Below are 14,564 nucleotides of genomic sequence, written 5' to 3'. Positions count from 1 at the left end.
CGTCGGTGTCAGGCGGGGTCGCCCGCGGGGACGGTGGGAGCCGCGGCGGGTTCCTCGTCCCTGGAGCGGGTGAGGTCGCGGCCGAGGGTCTCCCGGGTGACGGCGACGGTGAGGGTGGTGATCACGGCGGCGGCGCAGAGGTAGATGCTGATGGGCGTGGAGCTGCCGTAGTCCTTGAGGAGTTCGACCGCGATGATCGGGGCGAGCGCGCCGGCGAGGATCGAGGCGAGCTGGGAGCCCATGGAGGCGCCGGAGTAGCGGACCTTGGTGTCGAACATCTCGGAGATGAACGCGGCCTGCGGTCCGTACATCGCCCCGTGCAGCAGCAGACCGGCGGTGACGGACAGGGTGATCACCCCGAAGTTCTCGGAGTCGACGAGCCCGAAGAAGACGAACGCCCAGACCGCCATGCCCGCGGAGCCGACCAGGGTGACCGGTCGCCGGCCGATGCGGTCGGACAGCGCGCCCCACAGGGGGATGGTGACGAAGTGGACGGCCGAGCCGATCAGGACGGCGTTCAGGGCGGTGCTCTTCGGCAGGCCGAGGTGGGTGGTGACGTACACCAGGAGGAAGGAGGTCAGGATGTAGTACGAGATGTTCTCGCCGAAGCGGGTGCCGATCGCGGACAGGACCTCGCGCCAGCTGCGCCTGAACACGGCGACGACCGGGGCCTGCTCCTTGGCTCCCGCGGCGGCGGCCGCCTCGGCCTTGGCCTGCGCCGCGAGGAAGACCGGGGACTCGGAGACGGAGACGCGGATCCACAGGCCGATCATGACGAGCAGGCCGGAGAGCAGGAACGGGATGCGCCAGCCCCAGGACTGGAAGGCGTCGTCCGACTGCACGGCGGCGAGCAGCGAGAGGACGCCGGTGGCGAGCAGGTTGCCGCCGGGGGCGCCGGCCTGCGGCCACGAGGCCCAGAAGCCGCGGTTCTTGTCGCCGCCGTGCTCGGAGACGATCAGGACGGCCCCGCCCCACTCGCCGCCCAGCGCGAAGCCCTGGACCAGCCGCAGCACCGTCAGCAGGATCGGCGCCCAGACGCCGATGGTGTCGTAGGTGGGCAGCAGACCCATCGCGAAGGTGGCGCCGCCCATCATCAGCAGGCTGAGCACCAGCAGCTTCTTGCGCCCGATCTTGTCCCCGAAGTGCCCGAAGACGATGCCCCCGAGCGGCCGTGCGGCGAACCCGATCGCATAGGTGACGAAGGCGATGAGGGTGCCCACCAGCGGGTCCGCGCTGGGGAAGAACAGCGTGTTGAAGACGAGCGCGGCGGCCGACCCGTACAGGAAGAAGTCGTACCACTCGATGGTGGTGCCGATGAGGCTCGCGGCGACGATGCGCTTGATGGATCCGGAGGACCGGGGAGGGTGTGTTGCGGCGGACATGGGCACCACTTCCGAGCGGGTGACGGGGACGCTTTCGTATCGCCACACCGTAGAAACCCGCTGGTCACACGCGTATGTGGTTGCGCACCATAATTCACGACGCGGGGGTGCGGGCGACCACCATGCGGAGCCGGATGGAGGCGGTCGAGCGCATTTCCCACGGCGGTTCGCGTCGCCCCGGGAGGCTGTCGGACATGGCGGTTTGTGCCCCGGTTTGACGAACGCGGTTCGCACCCCTGGGCTGTCCCGCGCCGTGCTCATCGCCGCGCAGGGCGAACGACGAGCCCGCTTCTGGAACACGGCCTGGCTGTCTTGAGGTTGAGGCGCGGGCCGGGCCCGGGGGCGGCCTACGACCGTGCGCCGGGCTTGATGCCTCTCCGGCTGCGGACGGTCGTGTCAGCCGTGTGCGGAGCCGTGATGATGCTGTCCGGAGGGACGATGCGGGCGGCGAGGGTCACGCCGCTGTTGATGCGGGTTCGTCTGCCGATGGCGATGCCGGGGCCGAGGGCGATGTTGTTGCCGGTCTGCACGCCGTCGCCGATGACGCCGCCGAACTGGGTGGTGCCGCAGCGGTAGAGGCCTTCGGTACCCCGCATGATGACCTCGCGGTCGGGCCTGGTCATGTCGTCGCAGAGGTGGATGGCGGCCACCGTCACCGTCGCCGACAGGTGCGCACCGGCACCGACGAGGGTGCGGTTGACGCCGATGCGGTGACCCAGGACTGCGCTCTCCCCGACGAAGGCGTGAGTGATCTCGCAGTTGAAGCCGACGGAGGCGCCGGCGGCGATGACGGAGCGGTGTCGCACGGTCGTGAACTCGTGGATCTTCGCCCCGGGCCCGATGAGGACGTCGTCGCCGATGATCGCGGTGGGGTGGATCTGGGCGGTGGGGTGGACACGCTCGGCTCCCAGCTCGGTGAGGGCGGCGGAGTGCAGCTCGGGCCAGCAGGCGAGGAAGTCGGCCAGGTCGAGCTTCGAAAGGTCTCCATAGGGGGTGCCGGCCAGACGGCCTTGGACTGCGCTGGTGATGTGGTCGCCGAGGCGGACGGGGAACATGCGGCGCGCTCCTTTCGTGGGAACGGGCGGGGCCTCGGGGCCGCTAGGCTCGCTGGGCCCGGTGTTGACGGACGGACGGAGTGAGGTTGTGGCGCGACCGCGTGTGGGTGTGGCGGTGCTGACGATGGGCACGCGGCCCAAGGAACTGCGGGCGCTGCTCGATTCCGTGGCCGCGCAGGACGAGCAGGCCACCCGTGTGGTCGTGGTCGGCAACGGCGCCGGCTCCCTCGCGGAGCTCCCGGAGGGCGTGCACGGGGTCGAGCTGCCGGAGAACCGCGGGGTGTCCGGGGGGCGGAACGTGGCCATCGAGACTCTCCGCGGTTTCGGCGACGTCGACGTCCTGGTCGACCTGGACGACGACGGTCTGCTCGTCGACACGGACGTCTTCCGCCGCCTCGCCGCCCTCTACGAGGCGGACCCGCGGCTTGGCATCGTCTCCTTCCGGATCGCCGACGAGCACGGGGAGACCCAGCGGCGCCACGTGCCACGCCTCGGCGCGAAGGACCCGATGCGGGGCGGCGAGGTGACCACCTTTCTCGGCGGCGGGCATGGGCTGTCCATGCGGATGCTGGAGGAGGTCGGCGGCTGGCCGGAGGACTTCTTCTTCACCCATGAGGAGACCGACCTCGCCTGGCGCGCCCTCGACGCCGGCTGGAGGGTCCTGTACGAGCCGCAGTTGCTGCTCCAGCACCCGAAGACGAGCCCGGCCCGCCACGCGGTCTACTACCGGATGACGGCCCGCAACCGTGTGTGGCTGGCGAAGCGGAACCTGCCGGCCCCGCTCGTCCCCGTCTACCTCGCCGTGTGGACGGTCCTCACGCTGGTGCGTACGAGGTCCGTGTCGGGGCTGAACGCGTGGTGCGCCGGATTCGTCGAGGGCGTGCGCCGGCCGGGCGGGGCGAGGCGGCCCATGCGCTGGGCCACGGTGTGGCGCATGGGCCGCCTCGGCCGCCCCCCGGTCATCTAGCGGAGGTGACCTGAAACAGCCACGCGGGCAGGGCAGCGGGGGTCTTGCGCAGCCACGCGACGTAGCGCGCGACACCGTCGCCGACAGTGATCTTCGGGGTCCAGCCGAGCACGGCCGCCATCCGGCGCGTGGAGGCGTACCCGCCGAGCGGGTCACCGGGCGGCATCGGCGTTTCCATGAACTGCACGTTCGGGTAGTGGTCGCGGATGAGCTCGGCTACCTGGCGGACGCTGGTCGGCTTACCGGTTCCGATGTTGATCGTCTCGGTGTGGGTCTGCGGCGATACCAGCGCGCGCAGCGTCGCCTCGGCTACATCGTCGACGTGGATCAGATCGCGGACCTGGTGGCCGCCGCCGTTGAGGTACAGCGGCAGGCCCAACGCCGCGCGCGCGGCGAACCAGGCCACCATCCAGGAGTGGGAGTTCGGCTTGATCGTCTGCGGCTCCCCATACACGCTGAAGTACCGCACGACCGTGTACGAGGCGCCGACCGCGCCGAGGGTGAGGGCGGTCTGGGTCTCGCCGAACGCCTTGGTGTTCGCGTAGACGGACACGGGCCGTACCGGCGAGGTCTGCTCGTGGAACTGCGGCACAACCCGTCCGTACACCGACTCCAGCATCTGCCGCATCGTACGCAGCTCGGCGCTGCTCGCCTCGTCGGGGTTGCCGTCGCCGTAGACGCTCGCGGAGGAGACGTACACGAGGCGCTGGACACGTTCGGTAGAGACGACGGCGTCCAAGACGACCTGGAGGCCGGTGATGTTGATGTCGATGGCGGCTCGCGGCGCGCGAGTGCAGGCGGCGACGTCAGCGAGAGCCGCGGCGTGGATCACGTAGTCGCACCCGGCGACGGTGCGGGCGACGAGGGCGGTGTCGCGGATGTCCCCGACGATCATGTCGGGGTCGGTGCCGTCGACGCCGAACAGACGGTAGATGTGCGGGGGGGTAGGCGTCCAGTGTGCAGATCGCGACCGGACGGGCGCCGAGCTCACGCAGGCGGCCGACGATATGGGAACCGATGAGGCCGGCTCCGCCAGTCACGAGGACGGTGCTGCCACGGAGCCGGGCGAGCGGTGAGCGGGTGTCGTGCACGGTGCCTCCTGGAGGGTTGGGCGGAGGTGCGTGGATTGCGGCCGCCGGCTGATCAGGCCCCGCCCGTGGACGGCCGGCGCACGCGTCCACGGGCGGGGAGCCATCAGCGCCGGATCGCCTTCGCCCGGACGGCCTCGTCTATGGCCGCTGGGCAGTCCTTCCACGTCGGGTGCCACCACACGGGCGGATGCGCGCCACTGGCCGCCGTCTCCGAGACGTCCTTGGCCTCACCTTCGATGGGGCACCGGCGGTGGGCGCAGATTCGGGTCATCGCCGGCTCCGGTGCAGCGCGACCCGCGGCGTCGCGATGCCGGACCACAGACGCCCGGTGTCGTGCACCAGGAGCAGGTGGCTATCCGGCTTGTACTGGGTCGCCCCCACCAGGTCGGGGACCACGAGGATCCTGGCGAGGCGGTCCACGCGAGGCGGCACAATCGGCCACTCGCGGCGCCGCGCCGCGCTCGGCGGCATCAAGATGTAGTACCGGCGTCCGCTCCGGTCCATCCACGCGGGCCCGCCGAACAGCGCCAGGGCGAGGAAGGGCATCACCTTCGACAGATCCGCCGTCCCCGCCGCTGCGTGCACGATGTCGGAGTCGACCCGGGCGGCACAGAAGAGGCTGCCGCACTTCATGAGTGCGATGCGCCGACTCCGCCAGTCGTGTCGGGCGTCGTCGACACCCGCCGTCGACAGCAGCAGCCACGACCGGGCCGCCGCCTCTCGCTCCTGCCTCGTGACGATGCTCAATGCTTCGCTCTCAGTGGAGTACATGTCGACCACCATGGCCACGCGTGCGGCAGGCCGCATTGGCCGTCTCCTGAGGAAAACGAATCATGGTCATAGCCGGCTCGTGAACCCGTGGCCATTTGCCCTACGCGCGCTATGAAATCGGTCTTGCCGCAAAGGAGTTACCCCTACCGTGGGAGTGAGCTGCTGGGAGGACTCCATGCCACGACATGACTCGCGGCGAGCGACAGCCCGGACGATCGCCGCACGCGCCGCCGCGGAGCAGTGGACGACATGGCGCCTCGTCTCGGAGATCGCCGCATCCTGCCGCTGTTCCCTTCTCCAGGCCCACCGCCTGAGCCAGGACTGGACACTGAGCGCCGCCTGCGCCCAGCTCGCCGAGCTCGGCGCCAGAGTCAGCGTGCAGCAGCTGTCCGGCTGGGAAACGGGGCGCGCCGGCCGGCCAGGCGAGGAGAACCTGGACCACCTGTGCCGCCTGTTCAAAACCCGACCTGACCGTCTCGGCTACGGGCGGGACTACACCCCCGGCTCCGAGAGCGAGAGGGTCGAGCGCGACGTGGCGCCCGTAGCCGACACCCGCCTTCCTGCGGCCGAGCCGGGTCCCGTCCCCGCCCCCGAGCGCTCTCTCGCGGAAATCCGGCTGAGCGCCGCTGCCCTGCTCCGAGCTCCGGTGTCGGAGACGGAGATCGAGCAGTGGGAACGTCAGACCGGTGAGCGCGGACACGACTACCAGATCCGCCCGCCGTCCGAGATCCTGACGGAAAGCGTCGGCGACTTCTCGGAGGTGAAGCGGCTCCTGGCGCAACGCCTACCGTCCGACGCTCGTACGCGCCTGTGCCGGGTCGCAGCGCAGCTGACGGGGACGATCGGGATGGCGCTCGTCGCGCTTGCCGACCACCGGGAGGCGCGTCAGTGGTACCACCTGGGGCAGATCCTGGCGGAGGAGACCGGCGACCGCGGCCTACGCGCTTGGCTGCTCGCGAGGGAAGCTGTCATCCCCTTCTACTTCGGCGCCCCGGCGGCGGCGCTGTCGCTCGCGGAACGGGCGCGCCTCGTAGCGGGTTCCATAGTGTGCGCCACAGCGGCTTGGGCGCCTGCGCTTGAGGCCCGCACCCTGGCGCGCATGGGCCGGCACCGGGCGGCGCAAGAGGCCATGGCTCTTGCTGAGCGCGCGTTCGAGCGGCTCAGCGACGCTGACACTTCAGACACCGCGTACGGGTACACCGAGCGTCAGCTGGTCTGGCACCGCGGGAGCATGTGGACTGCGCTCGGCAACACTCGCAGGGCGCATCTGGACCGCGCTCTGATCACCATGGACGAGGCGACCTCTCTGGCGGCGGTGGGTGAGGTATCAGTCGCCTGCCGGTCGGCGGAGTCCCTGCTTTTAGGACTCCCCCATGAGCACCTCACGGGCATCATCCAGTCACGCGCCAAAGAGCTGCTGACGTCGATGCCGGCCCGTGCCGCGCACACGGCGCCCGTGCGCGACCTGCGCGAACTCGTCACGGGATCCGTGTACAAGGGCATCAGCGCGGGCGACGGGCAAGTAGTTGGAGGAGCCCGGTGACGGCGACCCCGGCGACGATCTCACGGTCGTCAATCATCCGTTGGATCTGGTCGAGTGGCCGCCACTCGATCGCGTCTGCCTCGTGCGTGTCGACGGGGTCGGCCACTCTCACCCCGTCGCGGGCCAGGAAGACGGTGTGCTCGGCGGTGCACATGCCGCCGATCGGCTGGTTGTAGGCCAGCCTCTCCAGGCTCTTGGCTGACACGCAGTAGCCGGTCTCCTCCAGCACTTCGCGGGCGGCGGCGGCAGCCAGATCCTCACCCTCCTCCACGATGCCGCTCGGAATCTCCCAAGACCAGGTGTCCGTGGCGAAACGGTGGCGCCACATGAGCAGGACCTCGTCGGCGTCGTTGATCAGGACGACAGCGGCGACTGGGGCCAGCTTGATCAAGTGATGCTCGTAGCGCTCACGCCCCGGCGGCTCCACCGCTACGAGGTCGAGGCTTACCCAAGGGCTGCTGTAGACGGGACGGGCGCCGTGCACTGTCCATTCGCTCATGGAGCCACCCTGGCACAGAGCATGATCATGAAGAAGAGGCATGGGCTGGGCAGGATGACGGCTGCGCCAGAGCACGATGCTTGTCACCGCCGACGTGGTGTGACCTGGTCTTCTCCGTGTCACGAGGCAGGACAACGGCAACGAGCACAGCACTGCCACGCACCACTGACCCGGCTCCGCGGCGATCGAGTGGTCTGGCCTCCGGCCCGGGCCGCCCGATCGCCGTTCCACCGCCCGGTTGTGACCCGGCACGCTCCTTGTCGCTGACCGCACTGGAGGTCGCCAAAGGTCGCGGCCGCCGCCTCTGAGGAGTCGGCGGCCGCGACGTGGTCCGTGTGTGCGTGGCGGCGCGGTCGCGTCGGGGTAGGGGGCGCGGCGCCGTGGGGGTGCGGGGCGTCGTGTACTCCGTTCGCGCCTTTCGTTCACACCTCGTGGTGAGGCCCGGTATCCGCCGGCCCAATGTGCGCGCGCACGGGTAGCCCGGCGGGGGTCCTGCACGAAGAGTCGTGCCATGACCAAGCTGACATCCGGGCGCCCTGGGCGCCGTCGGTGGCGAGCCGGTTCCGCCGGCCTCGCCTGCGCCGTTGCTCTGGCCGCCGTGCCCGTCCTCGTCCTCGGGCCGGGGGCCGCCCCGGCGTCCGCGGACACACTTCCCGGAGGGCTGGGTCCGTGCGTGCCCGGCGACTGCCCGGACCCGTTCCCGCCGATCGACAACGACCCGATCGCGGGCCGGGACAACGCGATCAACATCTTCGTCGGCGACGACTACCTCGTCCGGGGCCGGGCGGCCGAGGCGGAGGGGCGGCTCGTGGTCCTGGGCTCCTTCGACATGAACAAGGACGCCGGGGCCAGCGCGGCCTACAACGTCGGCGAGGCCGGCGTCGGATCGAAGGTGCCGCCGCCGGTGGGCGCGGACTGGCTCACCACGGGCGGGAACGTCACCGTCGCGCAGGACCAGCGGCTGCTGGCCGAGGGCGGAGTCGTCCGCCACGCGGGCACGGTCAGCGGCACCGTCGCGGCCACCCTCGTCCAGGACCCGAACGCCACCGCCCCCTACACCGCCCTCCGGGACCGGCTGACCGCCGCGAGCCAGTGCTACGCGCGCGTGGACGGAGCGCCGCGCACCCCCACCGGCAGCGCCGTCAACCAGGGCTACCAGACGCTCTTCACCGGCGACGGAAGCTCACCGCTCCAGGTCTTCAACGTCGACTTCGACCTGGCCGGCCCGAACGGCTCCACACAGGGGATCGTCTTCGCGAACATCCCGGCCGGTGCGACCGTCCTCGTGAACGTCCTCGGTGCCGACCGGACGATCAACACCTACAGCGGTGACATCGCCGACACCGACCCGCTCAACGCCTACCGCGAGCGGCTCCTGTGGAACTTCCCCGACGCCGCCTCGGTGGACCTCGTCGGTTCCGGACAGTTCCAGGGCAGCTTCCTCATCGGCAACCAGACGTCACGCACGACCGTCTCGCTGCCGGGCGTCAACGGGCGCTTCTTCACCACCGGCTCCCTCACCCACACCAGCCCGGCGGGGCGGGCCGGCGGCGAGGAGTTCCACGCCTACCCCTTCAACGGCGACCTGCCGGCCTGCGACGGCACCACCACCGTCTCCGGCGTCGTACGGGTGGAGAAGAAGGACGCGGAGTCCGGCGACGCGCTCCCCGGCGCGCAGTTCCAGCTGTGGAAGGAGTCGAACGGCACGGCCGGCCTGCAGACCGGCGGCGCGACGCCCGACACCCGGGTCGGCGACGTGTGCACCACGGGCGCGGACGGGGTCTGTGCCCGGACGGTCGAGCCCGGGACGTTCTACTGGCAGGAGACGCGGGCACCGGAGGGGTACGACCTGCCGTCGCCGGCGGTCTTCGGGCCGCTGAACCTGACCCCGGAGAACGCCGAGGCGGGGGTGAGCGTCACCGCCCCCAACTCCCGCACCCCGCTCGTGCCCGGCATCGGCTCCGTGCACCTGCTCAAGTCCGACGCCGAGTCCGGTCTGCCGCTGCGCGGCGCGACCTTCGAGCTGTGGAAGGAGACCAACGGGCGGGCCGGGCTCCAGACCTCCGGCGGCTCCCCCGACAGTCGCGTCGGAGCCGCCTGCACCACGAACTTCGCGGGACTGTGCTCCTTCGGCGAGCTGGAGCACGGCACGTACTACCTCCGGGAGACGGCGGTCCCCGACGGATACGTGCTGCCCAGGGACCCGGTGGCGGGACCGTATGTCGTCGGTGACGGCCAGGAGACCGTGGTCGTCCGCCTCGACAACAGCCGCGACGAGAAGCCCGACCCCGGTCCGGAGCCGTGCGAGCCCGGCGGCTACGGCGACGAGGGGTACGGCGAGGAGGGGTACGGCGACGAAGGCGGCAACTGCGCCAGGGCGAGTCGCCGACCGGCGGCCGAGCACCGTGCGCCCGCCCCGCGATGACCGCGCCGCACCCTGCCGTGCGGCGCCCGGCTCCCCGCCGGGAACCGGGCGTCAGGTGCGGGCGAGCGCCGCGGCCCCGAACGAGACGTCGAAGCGGTCGCACCAGATGCTGACGCTCGGGTAGGCCGACCAGTCGAAGCCGGAGGGCAGCGGGTAGTTCTGGTCTCCCCTGTTGCCCTTCAGCCGGGCGAGGTCGAGGTACTTCCCGTCGTCGAAGACGCCCCAGCCCGCCCCGTCCTCCCGCACGGGCGCGTCGCTCAGCCATACGTGCAGGTCCGGGCCGTTGCTCGTGTCCAGGCCCTCGAGGCGGAGCGTCTGGCTGCCGTCCGCGAGCCGGACGATCTTCACCACTCCCGTGGTGGTGTGCTCGTGGCTGACGAGACGGCCCTGGGCGACGGTGACGGGGCCGGCCGGTGGCGGGGCGGCCGGCGCGGAGGGCGGGGCGGCCGACGCGGAGGGCGGGCCGGCCGGCGCGGAGGGCGGGGCGGCCGGCGCCGGGGAGGTCGCGCCCGTGGAGGGCAGCGCCTCGTGGACCGTCTCGTCCACCCACAGCGCCCAGGGCTCGAACCACAGCAGCCCGGCCACCGCCGCCACCAGGCCCACGACGCTCACCGCGCCCCACCACCGCTTCCTCGTACCGCTTCCCACGACGCCCTCCTCCGTGTCCGCTGTGCGCCTTCGTCCGCCATCCAAGGCGACCGGAGGCCCGCGGGACAGCCCCGGCCCGCTGACGAAAGGCTTACGTCATCGGGCCGGGGCCGGTGCGTCCGCAGGCTCAGAGCCTGCGCAGCCTCGTGGTGAAGACATGGTTCGCGATCTTGTCGCCGAGGGTGAGGCCGTCCTCGGCGTCCCACGGGAAGTGCACGCCGAGCCAGATCCTGCTGTACGCGTCCTCGCGGGCCGCGGCGCTGAAGCTGGTGAAGTGGCGGGTCTTGACCGGCGAGCGGGGCTCGTCGGTGGTGATGTCGAAGGCGATGCCGTCCGAGCCGAAGTAGCGCTTCATGATGCCGGCCCAGGACGCGCCGAACGTGGCGTGGCCCGAGGCCCAGGCCGGGAAGCAGGGCGTGACGTTGACGCCGGCCGGGTTCTTCAGGAGCGGCTTCCACTCGGGGTCGAGTCCGCCGTCCCGGATCGCGGAGACCGGCCGCCACAGGTCGATGGGCGTCAGGAACTTCACGTCGCGGACGGCGATGCCGGCGTCGGCCATCGCGATCGAGACCAGGGCGAACAGCTTCGCGTTCTCGTACGTGTTCAGTCCGCGCGCGGTGGCGATCTCGCGGGTGGCCTGGAGCAGCTGCCCCGGGGGCTTGTAGGTGCCGTCGTTGTCGTTGGCCCAGAACCAGGCCGCCGCCTCCTGGTCGGGAGTGCGGTTGATCACCGGGGTCTTCGCGGTCGGCTTGTCGGCGCCGGCCGCGCGGACGGCCTCGACCTGCGCCTTGTACGCGTCGCTCGCCAGCAGCTGCTCGTACGTCCCGTACAGACCGGGGGTGGGCGGCCGGAACTGCGAACCGGAGGTGAGGGCGAAGGGCTTGACCTGGCCCCAGTACGGGGTGACGGCCTGGCTCGCCTGGGCGCAGTTGGGGTCCTGCATGTCGGGGTAGCTCGTCGGCCGCCAGGCGCCCGGCACGTTGTCGGCCACGTAGACGCGGTCGTCGTCCGACCCGTCGCCGTTCCGGGCGTCCGTCATCTGCGTGACCATCTTGCTGACGACGGTCGCGTCGAGGAGGTCGAAGTCGGTGGGCTCGGTGCCGAAGCGTTCCCGGAAGCGGGCGTCGAGGTAGGCGGTCTGGTTCTTGCCGTACAGCCTGAGCAGGATGTTGTAGGCCGTGCGGCCGATGACCCGCTCCTCCTCGTCGGGGCCTTCGATCCAGCCGGCGTACTTCTCGGCGTGGATGTACGGCTCGGAGGTGATCCTGCCCTTCCACTTGAGCTGGTAGGAGCTCTCGGCGTCGTAGATCGCGGCGTTCATCATGGCCGCGGCACGGGACATCGGGCCGGGGCCGCCGCCCTCGCGCCGGACGACGTTCAGCAGGACGTCGTTCCAGTAGTGGACGGGGTCCTTGATGGTCTGGGGCGGCAGGGCCGCCTGCGCGGGCTGCGGCGAGGCGGTCAGCAGCGTCCCGGTGGCTGCCAGGACGGCGGCGACCGCCAGGGCTCTGAACCGGCGTCGAGGGACACGGGCCATGGGGGTGCTCCTTGTGATCACGTCGGCTGCTCACCACGCATCCGGTGGCGCGCGAGATCATGGCGCGCGCCGTGGGCGGACTTGGTCCGTACCGCAGCAGAATGGCCGACCCCGCGTGCCTACATGACCGAATGCCTCGGTGACACCCGGGCATAGGTGACCGTTTTGCAGGTGTTTTCTCCTTTTCTTGGGGTAGCGCACCGATGAGTCTCTTTGGAGGTGACCGGGATGGCCACGGGCAAGAAGGCCAAGAACGTGGGCAAGACCATCAAGGGCAAGACGAAGGAGGCCACCGGAAAGGCCGTCGGCAACGAGAGCCTTGAGATGAAGGGCCGCGCCGAGCAGATCGCCGGCGATGCGAAGCAGACCGGGCAGAAGGCCAAGGACACCCTCAAGCACTGACCGACGACACCCACGACACCGACGACACCCACGACAGGCCGGAAGGCCGGCGGCTCGGCCGCCGGCCTTCCTCCGTGACGCTCCGCCGATTCGGCGTCTCAGCGTCGGCGCCCCGCCGGGACGGGCTCCTCCTCGTCAGCCTCGTCCTCGTCCTCGTCCTCGTCGTCCGCCTCGCCGTCCGCCTCATCGTCCGGCTCGTCGTCGGCGTCTTCCTCGTACTCCTGGTCCTCCTCGTCCTCCTCGTCCTCCTCGTCCTCCTCGCCCTCCTCGCCCTCCTCGCCGGAGTCCCCCTCCTCGGGCTCTTCGCCCTCCTCCCAGTCGTCCTCGGCGGACTCCTCCTCTTCGAGGGCCTCCTCGTGCGTGACGACGACCTCCCCGCCCTCGATCTCCCCGCGCCACCCCTGCGGTTCCTCGTCGGTGAGCGTGACGAAGCGGCCGAAGTGCTTCAGGTCCAGGCGCAGGCGCCGGCCCTGGGCCCGCCACAGATTGCCGGTCTTCTCGAAGAACCCGGCCGGGTAGTACTCGACGACCACGAGGATGCGCGTGAGGGAGGGCGCGAGTTCGTGGAAGCTCACGCATCCGCGCGTGGACCCCTTGGGCCCGTCGGACGTCCAGACGATCCTCTCGTCCGGAATCTGCTCCTGGACGGTGGCTTTCCAGCTGCGGGTGGACGGGCCGACCTTGACCTTCCAGTCGGTGGTCGTGTCATCGCCCTGCGAGACCTGCCGCACCCCCTTGGCGAAGCTGCTGAAGTTCTCGTACTGGGTCCAGTGGTCGTAAGCGGTGCGCAGCGGCACGCCCACGTCGAGGGTCTCGATGATGTTCATCGCCTTGGCGCCGGCCTTGCGGTTCTTCTTCTTGCCGCCGGACCCGGAGCCCGTGACCTTGTCCTTGAGCCCGCTGAACGTGTTGCCGAGCACGGCTTTCACCGGGGAGTCGCCCTTGAGCAGGCGGCCGCCGAGGTCCCCGAGACTGCCGCCGTTCTCGGCCATGTCGTAGAGCCCGTCGGTCACGTCGCCCAGCTTGTCCACCGCCTTGTCGGCGACGCGTTCCGCCTGCGCCGACAGATACGCGGAGGCTTCGTCCAGCAGCCGGTCGAACCCGGAGCGGGTGCCGCCGGCCGCACGTTGGGTGGCCATGGTCTACCTCCCCGTGGTCGACTTGCGGCGGGCCGTCGAGGCCGCGGTGGTCTTCTTCGCCGCCGTCTTCTTCGCCGCCGTCTTCTTCGGTGCCGTCTTCTGGGGCGCCGCCTTCTTCGCCGACGTCCTTCTCGACGCCGTCGGCTTCTGTGCCGCCTTCCTCGGTGCCGCCTTCTTCGCCGCCGTCTTCCGCGCGGCAGGCTTCTTCTCGGCAGGCTTCTTCTCGGCCGGTTTCCTCTGGGCCGGCTTCCTCTCGGCCGGCTTCCTCTCGGCCGGTTTCCTCTCGGCCGGCTTCGCAGCCGTCTTCCTGGGGGCGGCCTTCTTCGCGGCGGCGGTCTGCCGGGCGGGGGCGCTGCGCTTCGCGGCGCTCGTGGCCTTCCTGGCCGACGCCGTCTTCTTGGCCGGGGCGGCCTTGCGGGCCGGGCTGCGTCGCTGAGGCGCCTTGGAGGAAGCGGCGGGCGCGGACCGGCGGGCGGACCGACGACGAGGCGGCGGTTCTGCCTCACCTTCCTCGGCTTCCTCACCCTCCTCGCCTTCCTCCCCTTCCTCGGCTTCCTCGGCTTCCTCGGCTTCCTCGCCCTCCTCGTCCCGCTGGTCCCCCTCGTCCCCTTCGTCCTCCTCGGGCTCCTCCCCCTCCTCGGGTTCCTCCTCGTCCTCGTAGGGTTCGTCGCCGTCCTCGCCCTCCTCCTCGTAGCCGCCTTCCTCGTCCTCGTACTCCTCCTCGTCCTCGCCCTCGTCCTCGTCGTCCCGCCCCAGGGCGAGGGTGTGGTCGCGCAGCGAGTCGGCGAGGTTGGCCATCCCCCGGTTCGCCGTGGCCACGAGGGCCTTGCGCCCGGCGTCGAGCGCCTCTCCCCTGATCTGTTCGCCGAGCTCGGCCACCTGGGGCATCTCGCTCAGCTTCTTCAGCCCCTGGGTCGCGATCTCTCTCGGGTCGAGGCCGAGACGGCGGCCTGCGGCGAAGGTGATCAGGCTCAGGGCGAGGCGCCCCTTCTTCGTCCGCCCCAGTACGTAGCCCCCGGCGACCGCGGCCGCCAGGGCCAGCTTGGTCGTGTCCTCCATGGGCCCTTCCCTTCGCCAGGTGACTCGCCGACGGCTCTCGACGACA

Annotated in this window: 13 protein-coding genes; 4 read left to right on the top strand and 9 right to left on the bottom strand. The window is 70.9% G+C overall.

Annotation, left to right across the window (positions count from 1 at the left end; genetic code table 11):
• Positions 1-8: 8 nt before the first annotated feature.
• Both ACH414_RS00925 and ACH414_RS00920 read right to left on the bottom strand, forming a co-directional pair.
• Positions 9-1,382 carry an MFS transporter gene (locus ACH414_RS00925; protein ID WP_382544882.1) on the bottom strand — a complete coding sequence of 458 codons (1,374 nt, stop codon included), beginning with the start codon at positions 1,380-1,382 and terminating at the stop codon, positions 9-11.
• A gap of 347 nt (positions 1,383-1,729) precedes the next feature.
• Positions 1,730-2,437: a transferase gene (locus ACH414_RS00920; protein WP_398940482.1), complete on the bottom strand. Its 708-nt coding sequence runs from the start codon at positions 2,435-2,437 to the stop codon at positions 1,730-1,732.
• Positions 2,438-2,525: 88 nt separating this feature from the next.
• Between ACH414_RS00920 and ACH414_RS00915 the strand changes: the two genes are divergently transcribed.
• Entirely contained in the window at positions 2,526-3,404 is an 879-nt protein-coding gene (locus ACH414_RS00915) for a glycosyltransferase family 2 protein (protein WP_386561689.1), read from the top strand.
• Here ACH414_RS00915 and ACH414_RS00910 read toward each other — a convergent pair.
• Positions 3,397-4,299 carry an NAD-dependent epimerase/dehydratase family protein gene (locus ACH414_RS00910; protein ID WP_398940481.1) on the bottom strand — a complete coding sequence of 301 codons (903 nt, stop codon included), beginning with the start codon at positions 4,297-4,299 and terminating at the stop codon, positions 3,397-3,399. The genes ACH414_RS00915 and ACH414_RS00910 overlap by 8 nt on opposite strands.
• Positions 4,300-4,762: 463 nt before the next feature.
• Positions 4,763-5,302, bottom strand: a complete 540-nt coding sequence (locus ACH414_RS00905; RefSeq protein WP_398940480.1) for a hypothetical protein — start codon at positions 5,300-5,302, stop codon at positions 4,763-4,765.
• A gap of 139 nt (positions 5,303-5,441) precedes the next feature.
• On the opposite strand from ACH414_RS00905, the gene ACH414_RS00900 reads away from it, so the two are divergent.
• Entirely contained in the window at positions 5,442-6,809 is a 1,368-nt protein-coding gene (locus ACH414_RS00900; protein WP_398940479.1) for a helix-turn-helix domain-containing protein, read from the top strand.
• Here the strand turns inward: ACH414_RS00900 and ACH414_RS00895 are convergent.
• A complete protein-coding gene (locus ACH414_RS00895; protein ID WP_398940478.1) occupies positions 6,769-7,308 on the bottom strand; it encodes an NUDIX hydrolase in 540 nt (179 codons plus the stop codon). The two genes, ACH414_RS00900 and ACH414_RS00895, sit on opposite strands and share 41 nt — an antisense overlap.
• Positions 7,309-7,981: 673 nt before the next feature.
• On the opposite strand from ACH414_RS00895, the gene ACH414_RS00890 reads away from it, so the two are divergent.
• A complete protein-coding gene (locus ACH414_RS00890; RefSeq protein WP_398940477.1) occupies positions 7,982-9,733 on the top strand; it encodes a choice-of-anchor A family protein in 1,752 nt (583 codons plus the stop codon).
• Between the two features lie 51 nt (positions 9,734-9,784).
• Here ACH414_RS00890 and ACH414_RS00885 read toward each other — a convergent pair whose 3' ends face one another.
• Together ACH414_RS00885 and ACH414_RS00880 are read right to left on the bottom strand one after the other, a co-directional pair.
• Positions 9,785-10,381 (bottom strand): DM13 domain-containing protein, encoded by a 597-nt coding sequence (locus ACH414_RS00885; RefSeq protein ID WP_398940476.1) that lies wholly within the window; start codon positions 10,379-10,381, stop codon positions 9,785-9,787.
• Positions 10,382-10,508: 127 nt separating this feature from the next.
• Positions 10,509-11,918: a vanadium-dependent haloperoxidase gene (locus ACH414_RS00880; RefSeq protein ID WP_386561677.1), complete on the bottom strand. Its 1,410-nt coding sequence runs from the start codon at positions 11,916-11,918 to the stop codon at positions 10,509-10,511.
• A 228-nt stretch (positions 11,919-12,146) separates the two neighbouring features.
• Between ACH414_RS00880 and ACH414_RS00875 the strand changes: the two genes are divergently transcribed.
• Positions 12,147-12,320: a CsbD family protein gene (locus tag ACH414_RS00875; protein WP_382544896.1), complete on the top strand. Its 174-nt coding sequence runs from the start codon at positions 12,147-12,149 to the stop codon at positions 12,318-12,320.
• 98 nt (positions 12,321-12,418) lie between these two features.
• On the opposite strand, the gene ACH414_RS00870 is transcribed toward ACH414_RS00875, so the two are convergent.
• Together ACH414_RS00870 and ACH414_RS00865 are read right to left on the bottom strand one after the other, a co-directional pair.
• Positions 12,419-13,459, bottom strand: coding sequence for an SRPBCC family protein (locus ACH414_RS00870; RefSeq protein ID WP_398940475.1), 1,041 nt, complete (start codon positions 13,457-13,459; stop codon positions 12,419-12,421).
• A gap of 3 nt (positions 13,460-13,462) precedes the next feature.
• Positions 13,463-14,518 (bottom strand): histone protein, encoded by a 1,056-nt coding sequence (locus tag ACH414_RS00865; RefSeq protein ID WP_398940474.1) that lies wholly within the window; start codon positions 14,516-14,518, stop codon positions 13,463-13,465.
• Positions 14,519-14,564 lie beyond the last annotated feature (46 nt).

The organism is Streptomyces sp. NPDC020422 (assembly GCF_044386705.1).
Taxonomy (GTDB): domain Bacteria; phylum Actinomycetota; class Actinomycetes; order Streptomycetales; family Streptomycetaceae; genus Streptomyces.
This window is presented reverse-complemented; position numbering and strand designations above follow the sequence as displayed.